We start from the raw sequence: 13710 nt of genomic DNA on the forward strand, positions 1-13710 counted from the left end.
CTGCTAGTGTCGAGCCCATCAAATCAGCTTGATGCTGTGGAACAGGAAAACTCAGATGATGGATGTGCGATCCCCTTTGGCCACGTTCGGCCTGTGTGCGGTGTTGCTGATGGCCAGCGGCTGCTCCCCTAAAGAAGAGCAGAAGCAAGCTACCCTCGAAGAGAAAACCGCCAAGTTCGAACAATCACTGGACAGCATTCAAGACCCCAAGCTTAGAGATGCCATCGCCGACCTAGGCGGCTCGCTGCTGTTGCTGGAGCGCGCGCAGGCCAAGCTTGCCACCAAGCCCATCGAAGCCGAATACGGCGAAGACACCCTGGCGCTGCTCAAGCACTACCCCACGCCCCAAGCCTTGGTGGACACCTACATCAACGGCCTGTTCGTACTGCGCAAAGCCTCGCACTCCGACTACCTGACGGATCTGCAGCCGGTCCTGCCGTTCAACTTCAATACCCCGAATCAGTTCCCGTTCCCCCACGGCCTGGAATGGCAGTCGGTGACCTTGAGCAACAACAAAGTCATCCCCTTCCAGCCAGAATGGTCGGAAACCGACCCGGGCATCCAACTGAGCCCGAGCAGCTCCAACCTGACCAACCCCGATGATCTGACGGTAACCTACCCGTTCATCGAGGGCTTGGAGACCGAGAACAAGAGCCAGCCACAGCCCGTCAGCCTCAAGGGCGCGGTTGAGGTGGTTGCGCCCGGCAAGGTGCTGACGTTCGACTTGTCGAAAAAAGACGTGGGCCACAAACGCACCGAGGGCAATATCACCCTCAACCTGCTGCGGCTTGAGAAAAACTACGCCGAGATCGAGCTGACCAACCGCGAGCCGCTGGCGCCGGAAGTCGGCGACGACTCGCCGAACCCTTTGCTGGTGCAGGCACGCGACAGCACGGGGCAATTTCTCACCCGCTCGGGCTCGATCAACGAAAACGCCGCGCAGGTGGCGTTCTACGAGAAGCAACTGGCCGAGATGCAAAAGCAGACGGCTTGGTCAGACGCCTTTGAAAAACAACTGACCGACGAGCAGAAAGCCTTCGAACACAAACAGAGCAGCCATTACGCCAAGGTGTATTTCAATGGTTTGATCGAAAACCTGCAGGTCAACGTGCTGGACTTCTCCAAAGCCACGCTCACCCGCAAGGACCTCGACCTGCCGGTGATGCGCTTCGACAAGAACAGCCTGCAAAACACCGTGCAAGCCTTGCCGATGCCCGTCACCGTGTATGACGACAGCGCCGCCAGCTGGCTTAAAGATGCATCGATGACCGAGGAGCAGCTGAAAAAAAGCGTCACCATCAGCCAATCGACCGAAGACGCCAGCGCCGCGAAGATCGTGTTTGACCACCCGTTCACCTTCAATGACGACCTGGTTGGCGCCGAGCGCAACAACAGCGATGCCCCAATCACCTTCTTCACGGCGGACGACAAGGGCGAGCGCGGCGAGCCCATCGAGCTGCCAGCCGAGGCCTTTGAGTTGAATGCGGGCAGCGGCACGCTCACGTACGACCTCAACCTGTTCCCGGAAACCCCAGCGTTTGTGGTGGGCTCAGTGCCGCTGTTCCTGGCCACCATCGAGAAAGCCACGCTTGACGTGGCCAAGCTGCCCAGAGGCCTGTCACTCAAGGACAACGCGCTGATCGTCGATCAAACAGACTTTCCCGCCGACAGCTGGCGCTTCTACGCCAAGGACGCGAGCGGCAACTACCTCAAGGAGATCCTCGGCGTGAGCCACCGTGCCGAGGAGTACGGCACGGCGCTGTTTGACGTGCATTACTTCTACGGCCAGCCGACCAGCCTGGAAAGCTACCAGCGCACCGACCTCGACACCGTGCAATATGGTTTCGAGGTAAAGCTGGACAAGCCCGAGGCAAAATAGCCGCCTACGGCCGATCGTTCCTACGCGCAGCAAAGGCATGCATCCCCAGACGCGCAGCGTCACCCAGCGCAGGGCTTGAGCCGTGTGGCGACAGCGGGACGCAGAGCGTCCGGGGCGGCGTTACCACGCAGAGCGTGGGAACGATCAGTCACAAGGCCAGAAGCTCATGCCCGCCATTGAGCTGTCGCAGATGGGCCTGCATATGCAGGCACCATATCTGCGGATCGCCCGCCAGCTCATAGCCATGCAGCGTCAGGCTTTCGACGATTGCCCCCAGAATGGTTTCTGCCACAAAAGGCCCATGAAACGGGCCCTGGGACTTGATGGTGGACGGCTGTTCGCCGCTCATTCCGGCCGCAAACAACAACGTCCACATACCGTTATCCCCCGCGAGAGGGCGAATGGAGCATTCGATACGGGTGACCAGGCCCAGGCATTGGCGGGTAAGGCAAAGGTTGCGCGGCATGGCGGCGACCCTCGGTAGATCGGTGTTCAACCTCGCGCAGGGCAAGGCTGTCTCTATCCTGCGACTCCTGTGGATATCCCTAGCACTCAGAATAGAAGAAAACCGGTACAAACCAAGGTTGTAGGGACCAACGGGCGTTGGTCCCTACACACGAGTCAAGATTGTGGCGAGCGGGCTTGCCCAACAAGCCGGCGCCCGCCCTTACTGCGCCACCACAAAAAATCAGGTTGGTTTGGCTTCCGCCAACGCCTGCTGCGCCAGCTCCTTCTCCGCCTCTTTCAAATCATCCTCGCTGACCATCTCGGCAATCGCGCGCAAACGCTCAACCACGCGCGCATTCACGCTGCCTTCGGGGAACTGCCCTTCCTCATCCGGCTCACCGGCAGGCTCGCCCACCAACAAGCTCAACGCCTCGTCCGCCTGACGCACAGCATAGATGTGGAACTGCCCGTCGCGCACGGCCTTCAGCACCTTCTCATCGAGCATCAGCGTGGCGACGTTGGCCTGCGGAATGATCGCCCCCTGCTCGCCGGTCAAGCCGCGTGCTTCGCAGAGGCGGAAGAAGCCTTCGATCTTCTCGTTAACCCCGCCCACCGCCTGCACTTCACCAAACTGGTTGATGGAGCCGGTGATCGCAAAGCACTGCTTGAGCGGCGTCTTCGACAGGGCCGAAATCAAGGTGCACGCCTCGCCCAGGGACGCGCTGTCGCCGTCCACGTAACCGTAGGACTGCTCAAGTGCGATGCTCGCGGAGATCGCCAGCGGGAATTCCTGAGCATAACGGCTGCCCAGGTAACCGGTGAGGATCATCACGCCCTTGGAGTGAATTGGCTGGCCGAGGTTAACTTCGCGCTCAATGTCGACAATGCCGCTGCCGCCCGGGTACACCGTGGCGGAAATTCGCGCCGGCACACCGAAGGCCGAATCGCCGACTTCCAGCACCGTCAGCCCGTTGCACTTGCCAACCGCCGCGCCGGCGGTGTCGATCAGGATCACCCCGGCGAGCATGTCGTCGAGAATCCGCGCCGACACCCGCCCGGTGCGCGTAGCCTTGGCCTTGAGCGCGCGTTCGATATGGCCAGCATCGGTCATCTCATCGCCGGCCAGGTGGCGAATGAAGTCTGCCTCGCTGACCAACTGGAACAAGTCGCCAATGCGTGCCGACAAACGCCCTTGGTGTTCGGCCAGGCGTGCGCTGTACGTCGCCAAGCGTGCCACCGCGTCCGACGTCAGCGGCGCCATGCCTTCTTCCGACGTACGGGTTTTGAGCAACTGGGCGAACTGCTCCAGGCTCTCGTCCACCATCGGGATGTCTTCGTCGAAGTCCACCAAGACGCGGAACATCTCCTGGAAGTCTGGGTCGGCATCCTGCAACGCGTAGTACAGCTGGCGCGAACCGATGATGATGACCTTGACCTGCAACGGGATCATTTGCGGGTTGAGGGTCACGGTGGCCAAGCGGCCGAGCTCGCCCAGCGGCGACTCCATCTTCAGCTTGCGCGACTGCAGGGAGCGCTTGAGGGCGTCCCACACGAAGGGCTCGCTGAGCATTTTCTCGGCTTCAAGAATCAGGAAACCGCCATTGGCACGGTGCAATGCGCCCGGGCGCAACTGGCGATACGTGGTGTAGAGCGCACCTTGGTCGGTGCTGTATTCGATACGGCCGAACAGGTTGTCGTACGTCGGGTGCGGCTCAAACACCACCGGCGCGCCGCCGTTGACCGAGTGGCCCACCACCAGGCTCGGGCAGTATTGCTCTTCGAGCAGCTTGCGCGCCTGGGCGTCAGTCTTGGCGTCGTCGACAAACTGCTCGACCACGGATTTGAGCAAGTACACCTGCATGGCCTGCAGGTAACCGCAGACAGCCGCGTTTTCTGCGTACTTTTCCGACAGCGGCGCCAGCAAAGGCTGCAGGGCCAGGGTGATGGTTTCTTCGTTGAACTGGCGCAGTTGGTTGTTCGACTCGCGTTTCCACTGCGGCAGGCTGGCCAATTCTTCGTTGAGGCGCTCTTCCAGTTCGGAAATATCCGTGTGGAAACGCTCGCGGTCAGCCTCCGGCAGTTGCGAGAACTCCGCCTCGTCCAGCGCCTTGCCGTCGAGCATCGGCGTGAACGCGATGTTGGAGCTGTCGCGGTACAGCGCCACGTCCTTTTCCAGGGCCAGGCGTTCAATCACGTCCAACGCCTTGTCGTAACGCTGGTTGAAGGCGCGGTCGATGGCGCTTTTGCGCTGTTGATAAGTCGGGTGTTCAAACACCGCCGGGAAGGTGGCGACCAGATTGTCGACCAACCCGTTGATATCGGCGATGAACGCCGCCGCGCCGCCGCCCGGCAATTCCAGGGCCCGCGGTTCACGTGGCTCATCAAAATTATTCACATAGACCCAGTCCGCCGGGGTCTGCAGGCGTTTGCCTTCGGCTTTCAGGTAGCGTTTGACGAACGAAAAGCGGCCGGTACCCGGCTCGCCCATGACAAACACGTTGTAACCGGGGCGTGGCATGGCCACACCGAACTGCAAGGCTTCAACCGCACGTTCCTGGCCAAGCACACCGCGAAAGGGCTCCAAATCATTGGTGGTCGAGAAGCTGAACTGTTCAGCGGAGAAAGGGCGAGTCAGCGCGTCGGGCGCTAGACGCAAGCTGGCAGCAACAGGATCAGGCATCGGGCTTCCTTACATCAGGCGGGGCAGATGACGGCATTCTGGCTCCCGGTTACGCGCTCTGGCAAGGCGCGACTTTGGGAAAGCATCGTCAGGGGACACGTCTTACAAAAAAATCGCGGCAACACTGATTGTTTTATAAAAAATCACGGAACCCTAGGAACATGCCTAAACTCCAAACTGCGCGGGTTGGACTAATAACTGGCCCCTAGGGCGCTGCGATGCGCCTGAACCCTTGTCCATTGGTTTGCACACAAAGAGAACAAAGCTATGAAACGGATCCTTCTTGGTACTCTCTTCACCGTCGTCTCCCTCAATGCAATGGCAGAAGCACCAGGCGGCCCGAACTGCGGTTGGGGCAACATGTTGTTTGAAGGCCAGCGCGGTACGCCAGCGCATTTCCTCGCATCCACCACCAACGGCACCTCGGGTAACGCCACCTTCGGCATGACCTCAGGCACCAACGGTTGCAGCACCAACAGCGCCCTGACCTACGGCGGCAAGTCCTGGATTGCCATGAATGGCATGATGAACGAGCTGTCCGAAGACATGGCCAAAGGCAACGGCGAAGCACTGACCACCTACGCGGTGGTACTGGGCGTTGCGCCGGAAGATCGCGATCATTTCGCGGCCGTGACCCACGAGCACTTCCAGCAGATCTTCAGCAAAGCTGACGTGACCGCTGATGACGTGCACAACAACACCCTGGCTGTACTGAAAAGCGATGCCCGCCTGGCCAAATACGCGACCCAGGCTTAAGCTCGACCCGCCCGCGCCTTTCGAGGCGCGGGCTTTATTTTGGACCCGCCTCCCCTTTGGGTCTCACTATTTCCGACTTAAGTTGCCCCTATGCTCAAACGCTTTGCCTGGTTGGCACTCTTCGCCTGCGCCCCGCTGTACGCGGCCCCGCATATTGATGATCAACGTTTGCAGCAATTGGCCAACGATCCGTTCTGGCTGTCTTTGGGCCATTACGAAGCCGGCAAGATCAGTGGCTGGCGCAGCTATATCAGCGACAAGAAATTCTTCCTCGCCCCCGATGGCGCGCACCACCCGGACCAGGAACTGAAGGCGACCGTAGAGGCGCTGTATGCCCCGGCCAGCCTCGGCGAAAAGCACGTCCAATGCGTTTACCCCGCACGTACCCGTTGGCTCAAAGATCAGTTGCACCTGACCGACCTGCCCGCTCTGGACTGCAAAGCATTCACTCAATGGTTCAAGGACGTCGCCCCTCACAGCGCGGTGATGATCTTCCCGGCGGCCTACCTCAACAGCCCGTCGTCGATGTTCGGCCACACCCTGCTGCGTATCGACCAGGCTGACGTGCAGAGAGACAAGACCGCCCTGCTCAGCTATGCGATCAACTTCGGCGCCTATATCGAAGGCTCCGACAACAGCATTCTCTACGCCTGGAAAGGCCTGATGGGCGGCTATCCCGGCCTGTTCGCCCTGGTGCCGTATCAGGAAAAACTCTCGGAATACCGTAACCTCGAGAACCGCGACCTGTGGGAATACCGCCTGAATCTCACCCAAGTCGAGACCGAGCGCATGGTCCGGCACGTGTGGGAGCTCAAGCAGATCCAGTTCGACTACTTCTTCTTCGACGAAAACTGCTCCTATCGCCTGCTGGAACTGCTGCAAGTGGCGCGCCCGAGCCTGCGCCTGACCGAGCAGTTCCCGCTGACCGCGATCCCCACCGACACGGTCAAAGCGGTGAAAGAGGCAGGCCTGGTCGAGAAGATCGACTACCGCCCCTCCCGTGAGCGCGAACTGCTGGAACGCGCCAAGCCGCTCGATAGCGACGAGCAACAATGGGTGCTGAAAATCAGCGATGACCAGAAGCAATTGCAGGAGCCGACCTTCAAAGCCCTGCCGCGCGACCGCCAAGCCCTGATCATCGACGCCGCCTATCGCCTGGGCCGCTACCGCGCCAATGGCCTGGAACGCGACACCGAACGCTCACAACGCAGCTTCGAACTGCTGCGCGCGATCAACCAGAACCCTGCGCCCGACCTCCAAGTCGAACGCCCGGGCCTGCCCGAGAACGGCCATGAGTCACGCACCTGGCAAGCCGGCATCGGCACCCGTGGCAGCAAGACCTTCGGCGAATACGGCCTGCGCATGGCCTACCACGACCTCAACGACAACGCCGAAGGCTTCCCGCTGGGTGCGCAGATCGAAATCCTGCAGATGAAACTGCGCCAGTACGAAGGCAACCACTGGCAGTTGCAGCAACTCGACCTGGCGACCATCCGTTCCCTGACCCCACGCAACGCCCTGTTGCAGCCTTGGTCATGGCAGGTCACCGGCGGCCTGGAGCGCGTACCGGGCAAACACGACGACGAAACCTTGGTGGCCCACGTCAACGGCGGCGCGGGCGGCACCTGGCAACTCACCGACGACATGCTCGGCTTCGCCCTCGGCACCGTGCGCGTGGAACACAATAATGACTTCAGCGAAGCCATCTCCCCGGCTGCCGGGTTTAACACCGGCGTGCTGTGGAAAAACCCGCTGGGCAATTTAAGCCTGGAAGCCAAGGGTGATTTCTTCACCAATGGTGAAGTGCGCCGCAGTATCAGCCTGAACCAGCAGTGGGAACTGTCCCGCAACCTCGGGTTACGCCTAAGCGCCCAGCGTGAGTACAGCCACCTGTCCACGCCAGTCAATGAAGTGATGCTCGAAGTGAAGTGGTATCACTACTAACCAAAGCCAGACAAAGATCAAAAGGTGGGAGCCGGGCTTGCCCACGATGGCGGTCCTTCAGGCAATAATGTATTGATCGACCCACCGCATTCGCGAGCAAGCCCGCTCCCACATTTAGCTCGCGTATATTCAGATGCATCGCATTGCCCGCCTATACAGGAGTTCAACCAACATGGCCGTTAACTGCACCACCCTTGAAGAGATCCGCGCAAACATCGACCACCTCGACCAACAAATCGTCGCCCTGCTCGCCGAACGCGGCCACTACGTCTCCCAAGCTGCGCGCTTCAAAAAAGACACCGATGGCGTCAAGGCGCCGCAGCGGGTTGAACAGGTGATCGCCAAGGTGCGGGGTTTATCCGAGGCGGTAGGCGCCAACCCTGAGGTCACTGAGCAGGTGTATCGCGCAATGATTGCGGCGTTTATTGAGCAGGAATTGGCCGAGCATGCTTCGCTGAAGAACCTCCAGACGACATAACCCTTGTGGCGAGGCAGCTTGCTCCCTCGCCACAAGGGCGGTGTCAGCTTTTCAGGTGGCGGGTGTCATCGCTTGGGTCAGGTCATCAACGACGGCTTTGCCCATCTCGCACAGATAATGCGCGGCCCAGGCGTATTGTTCGCCGCGCACGTCCATGGCGGCTTCCATGGCGAGTTTCTTGGAGTAGTAAAGCAAGGTGGAGGCGTGTTCCAAGACTTGATCAATCGGCATGCCGGCATTGACACGAAACAGCGGTTTCTCGTTTTCGCCGTAGTCGCCAAAGGTGACGACGCCGAGGGTGGTGATTGAGGACAGGGGTGGATCGGGGATGACTTTGGACATGGTTTTTCCTTAGGTTAATAAGTAAGAACCGCCACAGCACGTCGCTAAACATGGAGAGGTGGCAGCTGTACGCGGGTTAGCGAACCGGTAACCTAGGAACCCGGTAGACCCGAAAGTCTCCCGCGCACAGCCGCCATAACACGATAAGGCAGGCAAAAAGCGCGAGCCAAAGGAGTTGAGGAAGTTGTACCTACGTTTCTCGGGTCGCTAAACCCAATCGCTGTTTCGCAGCGACCCGAGGAGGCTAGACACTCAAATCCTATGGCGCAATAGACCAAGGATTCTCTAGGAAACGTCCTGCAATTTAAAGAGAATCGTCGTTGATGGCCCTTTAATCCAACACCGTTCTCACCTCCCTTTCACGCCGCCCCGACAAATCCCCGACTAGACTGCCCCTATCAGCCGTGAAACGGCGGGGGAGTACGCAATGTGGCGGTACGCGTTATTGCTGTGCGCGGTAGTGGGGCTGTCGGGTTGCCAGTCAACCCATCAGGATTTACTCGCCAAAGGTTATCCACCGGCGTTTGCCGATGGCTTTGATGACGGTTGCAGCAGCGGTCGCCAGGCCGCTGGCGTGATCAGTGGGGAGTTTCGCAAGAACGTACCGCGCTATCTCAAGGACCGCGAGTACGCCGAAGGCTGGGAGGACGGCTTTCGTCAGTGCAAGGCCATGCGTGAGAACGAGGAACTGCGCGACTACAAGGACAATCACTGGGATGACCGTGAGCGTGCCTGGCAGCATGAGAAAGACCGCGACGCCGGCAAGGCTTATCGCGCTCAATAGGTCGCTTTCAGACATCCAGCGAAACTAAAGCCCGGCGACCATGGCCCAAACGCCATAGAGGGAGAATGTCATGAGCCGAGCTTTTGTTAACGAGGACAACGCCGCCGCCCAGGCAGACCAGCCGGTGGAGCGCCAGGTCAGTGAGCAACCCAATCATCTGACTGCGCAAGGGTTGGCGCAGTTGCAGGCCAAGGTCGCGCAATTGCAGCAGGAATACAGTGTGGAATCCGCCAAAGGCGAAGACGCCGATAAGCAGCGCCAAGCGGACCTTGAACGGGATTTGCGCTACTTCAACCAGCGTGTGCAAAGCGCCCAAGTCGTGGCGCCGGCCACCTCCACCGACAAGGTGCAGATCGGCAGCTGGGTCACCTTCGCCAACGAACAGGACGAACAGCAGCGCATTCAATTGGTGGGGGAAGACCAGGCCGATGCCCACGCTAACCTCATCAATTGGGGCTCGCCTTTAGGCCGCGCATTACTGGGCGCCCAGGTGGGCGACGAGGTGCTGTGGAAGCGCCCCGTCGGCGATCAAGTGATTGAAGTGCTGCAGGTCGAAACCGAGTCTTAGACGATACCTTGCGCCAACATCGCGTCAGCCACCTTCACGAAGCCCGCGATGTTCGCGCCCTTCACGTAGTTGACCCGGCCGTTTTCCTCACCGTAATGCACGCAGGCGTGGTGAATCGACTGCATGATCGTGTGCAGCTTGCTGTCCACCTCGCCAGCAGTCCACAGCAGGCGCATGGCGTTCTGCGACATTTCCAGGCCACTCACGGCCACGCCGCCAGCGTTGGAGGCTTTGCCGGGGGCGAACAGAATGCCGGCCTCGATAAAGATATCCACCGCCGCAAGCGTGGTCGGCATGTTGGCGCCTTCGGCCACGCAAATGCAGCCATTGCGCAGCAGCGTGCGGGCGGCGTCGGCGTCAAGTTCGTTCTGGGTCGCGCATGGCAACGCGATGTTGCAGGCCAACTCCCAAGGCGCTTTGCCTTTACGAAACTCCAAGCCAAAGCGCTCGGCCAGTTCGCTAATACGCCCGCGCTGCACGTTTTTCAGCTCCAGCAGGGCTGACCATTGCTCCTCGGTCAAACCGCTTTCGGCGTACAGGGTGCCTTCGGAGTCGGACAGCGAAATGACCTTGCCGCCCAGGTCCATGACCTTGCGTGCCGCGTATTGCGCCACGTTACCCGAGCCGGACACGGCCACGCGTTTGCCTTCAACCCGCTGACCACTGCGCTTGAGCATTTCTTCGGCGAAGTACACGCAGCCGAAACCGGTGGCTTCGGGGCGAATCAGGCTGCCACCATAGGTCATGCCTTTGCCGGTCAACACTGAGGTGAATTGATTGCTGAGGCGTTTGTACTGGCCAAACAGGAAGCCGATCTCGCGCGCGCCCACGCCGATATCGCCGGCCGGCACGTCCACGTCGGCGCCAATGTGGCGGTACAACTCGCTCATGAACGCTTGGCAGAAGCGCATGACTTCAGCGTCGCTCTTGCCCTTGGGGTCGAAGTCCGAGCCGCCTTTGCCGCCGCCCATGGGCAGCGAGGTCAAGGAGTTCTTGAAGGTCTGCTCGAAGGCGAGGAATTTCAACACGCCCAGGTTCACCGACGGGTGGAAGCGCAGGCCGCCTTTGTAGGGGCCGATGGCGCTGTTCATCTGGATACGGAAGCCGCGATTGACCTGGACCTTGCCGTGATCATCCACCCACGACACCCGGAAGGTAATCGCGCGTTCCGGCTCGCAGATGCGCTCCAGGATGCCCGAGGTCAGATAATGGGGGTTGGCTTCAAGAAACGGCCACAAACTGCGCAGGACTTCTTCTACCGCTTGGTGGAATTCGGGTTGGTCGGGGTCGCGCTTTTTGAGGCGAAAAAGGAAGGATTCGACAGATTCGATCATGGAAACGTCTCGGCAAATTGATTGTTTTTAAAGGAGATTGAGCCGGACCTTAGCAATTCACGTTGCACCTGAAAAGCGCAAAATGTCGCCTTTGTGAATTTAAATGGTGCATTAGATATAAATTATTGTGCTTTTTTGCACCATGAGAGGGATTTCAACTCAAGGTATGCACCAACAGTTAAACCGCCTTCGCGAGCAAGCCCGCTCCTACATTTGATCGGGTTGCCACTTTGGAATGCGGTCGAATGTGGGGCTTGCTCGCGAATGAATTCAACGCGGTCCACCTGAATAACGCGCACAAAAAAACGGAGCCCGAAGGCTCCGCTTTTTCAAACCCGCCCGAATCAGGCCAGTTTTTTGTGCCGTACACGGTGCGGCTGGGCAGCTGCTTCGCCCAAGCGCACTTTACGGTCCGCTTCGTACTCGGTGTAGTTACCTTCAAAGAACACTGCTTGCGAGTCGTCTTCGTACGCCAGGATATGGGTCGCGACACGGTCAAGGAACCACCGATCGTGAGAGATCACAATGGCGGCGCCCGGGAAGTCCAGCAGGGCTTCTTCCAGGGAACGCAGGGTTTCAACGTCGAGGTCGTTGGACGGTTCGTCGAGCAGCAACACGTTGCCGCCCTCTTTCAGGGTCAGGGCCAGGTGCAAGCGGCCACGCTCACCACCGGACAGGTCCTTGACGAACTTCTGCTGGTCGCCGCCCTTGAAGTTGAAACGGCCGACGTAGGTACGCGACGGGATTTCATAGTTGCCGATGCGGATCTGGTCGGAACCGTCAGAGATTTGCTGGAACACAGTCTTGCTGCCATCCAGGTCTTCGCGGCTTTGGTCGACACAGGCCAATTGCACGGTTTCACCGACTTCGATGGTGCCCGAATCCGGGGTTTCCTTGCCCATCAGCATGCGGAACAGCGTGGATTTACCCGCACCGTTACCACCAATAACGCCGACGATCGCGCCTTTTGGCATGGAGAACGACAGGTTGTCGATCAACACGCGGTCGCCATAGCCTTTGCTGACGTTCTTGAACTCGATGACCTTATCACCCAAGCGTGGGCCGGCCGGGATGTAGATCTCGTTGGTTTCGCTGCGCTTCTGGAATTCCTGCGACTGCATTTCTTCAAAGCGTTGCAGACGTGCCTTGGATTTGGACTGGCGGGCCTTGGCGCCTTTGCGCACCCACTCCAGTTCTTCCTTCATGGCTTTTTCGTGGGCCGATTGCTGCTTGGATTCGGCAGCCAGACGGTCGGACTTGGCTTCCAGCCAACCGGAGTAGTTGCCCTCGTAAGGGATACCGGCGCCACGGTCGAGCTCAAGGATCCAGCCAGCTACGTTGTCCAGGAAGTAGCGGTCGTGCGTGATCGCAACCACGGTGCCCGAGAAATCGTGCAGGAAGTGTTCCAGCCAGGCGACGGAATCGGCGTCCAAGTGGTTGGTCGGTTCGTCGAGCAGCAGCATGTCAGGGGCCGACAGCAGCAGGCGGCAAAGGGCCACACGACGTTTTTCACCACCGGACAGGAATTCGATCTTGGCGTCCCACGCCGGCAGGCGCAGCGCATCGGCGGCGACTTCCAACTGGCGCTCCAGGTTGTGACCGTCGCTGGCCTGCAAGATGGCTTCGAGCTTGGCCTGTTCGGCGGCGAGCTTGTCGAAGTCAGCATCTTCTTCGGCGTAGGCGGCGTAGACCTCGTCCAGGCGCGCCTGGGCGTTCTTGATCACGGCCACGGCCTCTTCGACCACTTCGCGCACGGTCTTGGTCGGGTCCAGGATCGGCTCTTGCGGCAGGTAGCCGATGTTCAGTTCGGGCATCGGGCGGGCTTCGCCTTCGAACTCGGTGTCAACGCCAGCCATGATTTTCAGCAGCGTGGACTTACCCGAACCGTTAAGGCCAAGCACGCCGATCTTGGCGCCTGGGAAGAAGGACAGCGAAATGTTTTTCAGGATTTCCCGCTTCGGCGGAACAACTTTTCCCAGCCGATGCATAGTGAAGACGTACGAACCTGTCTGCCCGTGTTTGTCACCTTTTGCCATTTTTAATTACACCTATGGGTCGGAGATTGCTCGGCTTTTTAGTATTTTGAGCACGAGATACAAAAATCAAAAAAGTCGTGCTTCTGACTCAGCCAAACTCGATTCGTCACTATACGTTGAAAACGTTGAGTGTTGGGGCCGACTCGTGGGGTCATCAGAGGATAGAAATAAGCATCAATGTTGCTAGAAGAAAAGTGTTGGTGCAAGCGCACTGGCCTGTTGACTACCCTACCTTTAGGTGACCTGGGAGCAGTCGGGGCGGGCATCAAAATTTCGAGCCTGGGTCTATACATTCACGGGTAAAGCAAGAACCGAATCAAGCGTTCTCTCGGCACTCCCATTCCTGTCGAGTATCGTGAGAGTGCAGGGTCTCGCGGCATCACCAACCCAAGTTTTTGCCGCCCCCTTAATAGCCTCAAGGGTTAGTTTTCGGTCAGCGGCAACGACTCGTTTCAGCCAGGT

General features: G+C 59.3%; 11 protein-coding genes. 6 read left to right on the forward strand and 5 right to left on the reverse strand.

Features of this window, described 5'->3' with window-relative positions; all coding sequences use genetic code 11:
- Positions 1 to 55: 55 nt before the first annotated feature.
- A complete protein-coding gene (locus E0F99_RS09620; protein ID WP_083356702.1) occupies positions 56 to 1879 on the forward strand; it encodes a hypothetical protein in 1824 nt (607 codons plus the stop codon).
- 148 nt (positions 1880 to 2027) lie between these two features.
- Here E0F99_RS09620 and E0F99_RS09625 read toward each other — a convergent pair whose 3' ends face one another.
- Complete coding sequence (locus E0F99_RS09625; RefSeq protein ID WP_083356701.1) at positions 2028 to 2345, reverse strand: PA4575 family protein; 318 nt, start codon at positions 2343 to 2345, stop codon at positions 2028 to 2030.
- 222 nt (positions 2346 to 2567) lie between these two features.
- Positions 2568 to 5006, reverse strand: a complete 2439-nt coding sequence (locus E0F99_RS09630) for a Lon protease family protein (RefSeq protein WP_083356700.1) — start codon at positions 5004 to 5006, stop codon at positions 2568 to 2570.
- Between the two features lie 267 nt (positions 5007 to 5273).
- On the opposite strand from E0F99_RS09630, the gene E0F99_RS09635 reads away from it, so the two are divergent.
- From E0F99_RS09635 to E0F99_RS09645, 3 genes are all read left to right on the forward strand, one after another.
- Positions 5274 to 5762 carry a DUF3015 domain-containing protein gene (locus E0F99_RS09635; protein ID WP_083356699.1) on the forward strand — a complete coding sequence of 163 codons (489 nt, stop codon included), beginning with the start codon at positions 5274 to 5276 and terminating at the stop codon, positions 5760 to 5762.
- 90 nt (positions 5763 to 5852) lie between these two features.
- Positions 5853 to 7706, forward strand: a complete 1854-nt coding sequence (locus E0F99_RS09640; RefSeq protein ID WP_083356698.1) for an Lnb N-terminal periplasmic domain-containing protein — start codon at positions 5853 to 5855, stop codon at positions 7704 to 7706.
- A 172-nt stretch (positions 7707 to 7878) separates the two neighbouring features.
- Positions 7879 to 8184 carry a chorismate mutase gene (locus tag E0F99_RS09645; RefSeq protein WP_083356697.1) on the forward strand — a complete coding sequence of 102 codons (306 nt, stop codon included), beginning with the start codon at positions 7879 to 7881 and terminating at the stop codon, positions 8182 to 8184.
- 51 nt (positions 8185 to 8235) lie between these two features.
- Here the strand turns inward: E0F99_RS09645 and E0F99_RS09650 are convergent, their stop codons facing one another.
- Complete coding sequence (locus E0F99_RS09650) at positions 8236 to 8526, reverse strand: DUF3077 domain-containing protein (protein WP_083356696.1); 291 nt, start codon at positions 8524 to 8526, stop codon at positions 8236 to 8238.
- Positions 8527 to 8953: 427 nt separating this feature from the next.
- Between E0F99_RS09650 and E0F99_RS09655 the strand changes: the two genes are divergently transcribed.
- On the forward strand, positions 8954 to 9310 hold the full coding sequence (locus E0F99_RS09655) for a hypothetical protein (protein ID WP_083356695.1): 357 nt from the start codon (positions 8954 to 8956) through the stop codon (positions 9308 to 9310).
- 70 nt (positions 9311 to 9380) lie between these two features.
- On the forward strand, positions 9381 to 9878 hold the full coding sequence (locus E0F99_RS09660) for a GreA/GreB family elongation factor (RefSeq protein ID WP_083356694.1): 498 nt from the start codon (positions 9381 to 9383) through the stop codon (positions 9876 to 9878).
- Here the strand turns inward: E0F99_RS09660 and gdhA are convergent.
- Positions 9875 to 11212 (reverse strand): NADP-specific glutamate dehydrogenase, encoded by a 1338-nt coding sequence (gene gdhA, locus E0F99_RS09665; RefSeq protein WP_083356693.1) that lies wholly within the window; start codon positions 11210 to 11212, stop codon positions 9875 to 9877. The genes E0F99_RS09660 and gdhA overlap by 4 nt on opposite strands.
- A gap of 344 nt (positions 11213 to 11556) precedes the next feature.
- Positions 11557 to 13248, reverse strand: coding sequence for an energy-dependent translational throttle protein EttA (gene ettA / locus E0F99_RS09670; protein WP_130908752.1), 1692 nt, complete (start codon positions 13246 to 13248; stop codon positions 11557 to 11559).
- Positions 13249 to 13710: the final 462 nt, after the last annotated feature.

It is taken from the genome of Pseudomonas antarctica (genome assembly GCF_900624995.1).
GTDB classification, from domain to species: domain Bacteria; phylum Pseudomonadota; class Gammaproteobacteria; order Pseudomonadales; family Pseudomonadaceae; genus Aquipseudomonas; species Aquipseudomonas antarctica.

Bases quoted from the DNA above. Each gene is read 5' to 3' on its own strand.
- E0F99_RS09620 (WP_083356702.1), top strand. From the start codon at position 56: ATGATGGATGTGCGATCCCCTTTGGCCACGTTCGGCCTGTGTGCGGTG.
- E0F99_RS09625 (WP_083356701.1), bottom strand. From the start codon at position 2,345: ATGCCGCGCAACCTTTGCCTTACCCGCCAATGCCTGGGCCTGGTCACC.
- E0F99_RS09630 (WP_083356700.1), bottom strand. From the start codon at position 5,006: ATGCCTGATCCTGTTGCTGCCAGCTTGCGTCTAGCGCCCGACGCGCTG.
- E0F99_RS09635 (WP_083356699.1), top strand. From the start codon at position 5,274: ATGAAACGGATCCTTCTTGGTACTCTCTTCACCGTCGTCTCCCTCAAT.
- E0F99_RS09640 (WP_083356698.1), top strand. From the start codon at position 5,853: ATGCTCAAACGCTTTGCCTGGTTGGCACTCTTCGCCTGCGCCCCGCTG.
- E0F99_RS09645 (WP_083356697.1), top strand. From the start codon at position 7,879: ATGGCCGTTAACTGCACCACCCTTGAAGAGATCCGCGCAAACATCGAC.
- E0F99_RS09650 (WP_083356696.1), bottom strand. From the start codon at position 8,526: ATGTCCAAAGTCATCCCCGATCCACCCCTGTCCTCAATCACCACCCTC.
- E0F99_RS09655 (WP_083356695.1), top strand. From the start codon at position 8,954: ATGTGGCGGTACGCGTTATTGCTGTGCGCGGTAGTGGGGCTGTCGGGT.
- E0F99_RS09660 (WP_083356694.1), top strand. From the start codon at position 9,381: ATGAGCCGAGCTTTTGTTAACGAGGACAACGCCGCCGCCCAGGCAGAC.
- gdhA (WP_083356693.1), bottom strand. From the start codon at position 11,212: ATGATCGAATCTGTCGAATCCTTCCTTTTTCGCCTCAAAAAGCGCGAC.
- ettA (WP_130908752.1), bottom strand. From the start codon at position 13,248: ATGGCAAAAGGTGACAAACACGGGCAGACAGGTTCGTACGTCTTCACT.